General features: G+C 55.0%; 1 protein-coding gene. It reads right to left on the bottom strand.

Going from position 1 to position 2779, the window contains the following annotated elements:
• Positions 1 to 232 precede the first annotated feature (232 nt).
• Positions 233 to 2779: indolepyruvate ferredoxin oxidoreductase family protein (locus ABF287_RS15055; RefSeq protein WP_347185816.1), on the bottom strand; the 2547-nt coding region annotated here is incomplete at its 5' end.

Below are 2779 nucleotides of genomic sequence, written 5' to 3'. Positions count from 1 at the left end.
GGTTACGCAGCTGTTTTCCTGTTGGGGGTGTATGGTTCGCTCAAGGCGCTACGCAGGCTGGGTGTGGGGTTAGGTTGATTGTACAGCCCTAAATGAATGCCACTTCTACTCACGAGACAATTTCAAGCTCAATCGAAGCGCAGCTCTTACTGAGTGGCGCCAACTATTGAGCGCATAGATTCAGGCTGCGCTAGCAATCTGATGCGAGTTCTCATTCGTCTGACAGCACCTGTTAATTCGTTAATTCTTTGATCATAGTTTTTCCCTCTGAGGCCGCAACACGGGTCGCGCTGCCCCCATTTTTGATCGTCTCACGAAGGGCATCGCGTTGTGCCGATGCCTCTTTATACGCTTTTTCTTTAACTGGGCCGTATCCACGGATGTCTTGTGGCAGCGTTAATAGACGTGAAATCTGTGGATCAACATTTTTGCCAGCCATGGATTCGGCCAAATCAAGATCCGCTTCAACCAGCGTGATCAAATCCCGCTCGATCTTGCGATCAGCACCGTAACCAAAGGGGTCCGCCCAAGTGCCACGCAGCGCTTTGAAACGCGCGAGCACGCCAAACACTGGCAAAATCCAAGGCCCAAACTCGCGTTTCTTCGGACGCTTTGTCAAATCCTCACCTGGCAACATAGGCGGCGCAAGATTGAAGGCGATTTTGTAATCTCCTTCGAACGTCTGCTCCATATTTTCGCGGAAAGACGGATCGGCATACAGGCGCGCGACCTCGTATTCGTCTTTGTATGCCAAGACCGCCGCATAAGAGATCGCCGCTTGACGCAGTATGTCTGCGTTCCCGGATTTGGCCAAGCGCGCCAAACGAGTTGTGTAGCGTTTGGCAAGGCGTGCATTCTGAAATTTGGTCAAATGCGCGCTGCGGTGGGCGATTATTTCATCTGTCGTCAACTCGTTTTGCGGACGCGCAGTTGCGCCTGCAGGGCCAGCAGCTGATGTCACAGCCTCAGGGTCATGCGCCAGCAAACGCCCCCAGTTAAAGGCCGCGATATTTGCTTTAACGGCTACACCGTTCAGTATCACAGCTTGCTCAATCGCGTCGCGCCCGATGGGCACCAAACCCTGCTGCCACGCGTAGCCGAGCATCATCATATTGGTGCTGATGGCATCGCCTGTCAGCTGTGTGGCCAAGTCTGTGAAATTGATAAAATGGTCGCGATTGCGTACATTTTTTTCAACCAGCGTTTCCACTTCGGTTTTGCGGAAATCAAAGTCACGCAAGCGCACGAAGTCAGAGACAGGCGTCACTTTGGTGTTCAAAATTAACTGCGTGCGCTCAGGGTTGCACAGCACGATGCTTTCTTTTGAGGCCGTGACAACAGCGTCAGCGCCCAGCAAAAGATCTGCGCCGCCTGCTGCAATGCGCGGCGCGGCAACAGGACGATCAGGGCGTGAAATGCGAATGTGGCTGAGCACCGCGCCGCCTTTTTGCGCCAGACCCGCCATGTCGAGGATCATCGGCACTTTGCCTTCGATATGCGCGGCCATGCCCAGCAATGCCCCCAAGGTCAGAACGCCCGTGCCGCCCACGCCTGCAATGGACAGGTTCCATGCGCGGTCGATGTCGGGTAGGGTTGGCTCTGGCAAACTGGCTACATTCATGCCGCTCTTGGCCTTTCGTTTTTTTAGCTGGCCGTCGCGTACAGTGACGAAAGATGGACAGAAGCCCTTGGCACAAGAAAAGTCTTTGTTGCAGGCCGATTGGTTGACGCGGCGTTTGCGGCCCATTTCGGTTTCTTCGGGTTCAATCGCGATACAGTTTGATTTCTCTGAACAATCGCCACAGCCTTCACAGACCGCTGGATTGATCCACAAACGAATGTCGGGATCTTCCATTTTGCCACGTTTGCGACGACGGCGTTTTTCGGCCGCGCAGGTCTGTTCAAACACGATCACAGTCGTTCCTGACATTTCGCGCATCTCGAGCATCACAGCGTCGATATCATCGCGGTGACGGATTTCGGTCTTAGGAGCCAGATCGGCAGGTTTGTAGACATCCGGTCTGTCGGACATCAAAACGATATGCGCCACACCTTCGTGATACATTTGGTGGGTGATCTGTTGCGGCGTAAGCATCCCGTCCACAGGTTGCCCGCCCGTCATCGCCACGGCGTCATTGTAGAGGATTTTGTAGGTGATATTGGCTTTGGCCGCCACGGATTGGCGCACCGCCAAATGACCAGAGTGGAAATAGGTACCATCGCCCAAGTTAACGAAACGGTGTTTCTCATCCGTAAAATTCCCGATGGCGGACCACGGCACGCCCTCTGCGCCCATTTGCGTAAAGGTATCGGTGCGGCGATCCATCCACTGCGCCATAAAGTGACAGCCGATGCCAGCCATCGCGCTGGAGCCTTCGGGCACGCGGGTTGAGGTGTTATGCGGACAGCCGGCGCAGTAATGCGGCAAACGGGTGACGGGGGGCAATACATCGCGGCCTTTGGCCTCTGCCGCTTTGATGATGTCAGCGCGCTTGCGGATATGCGCGGCTAAGCCCTCGGGCAGATCAAGGCGCAAGATACGCGCGGCCAAAGCTTCGGCAACGCTGCCAACAGTCAAGCCTTTGGATAGGGGCAACACAGCTTGGTCGTGTTCATCGAACTTTCCAACGATGCGCGGACGCACATTTGTGCGCCAGTTGAACAGCTGCTGTTTGATTTGGTTCTCAATAATTTCGCGGCGCTCTTCGACGATCAGCACCTCTTCCAACCCTTCGGAAAACGCGCGGATGCCTTGCGGCTCAAGCGGCCAAGGCATGCG

The sequence above is a fragment of the Pacificibacter sp. genome (assembly GCF_039769035.1).
Classification (GTDB): domain Bacteria; phylum Pseudomonadota; class Alphaproteobacteria; order Rhodobacterales; family Rhodobacteraceae; genus Celeribacter.
This window is presented reverse-complemented; position numbering and strand designations above follow the sequence as displayed.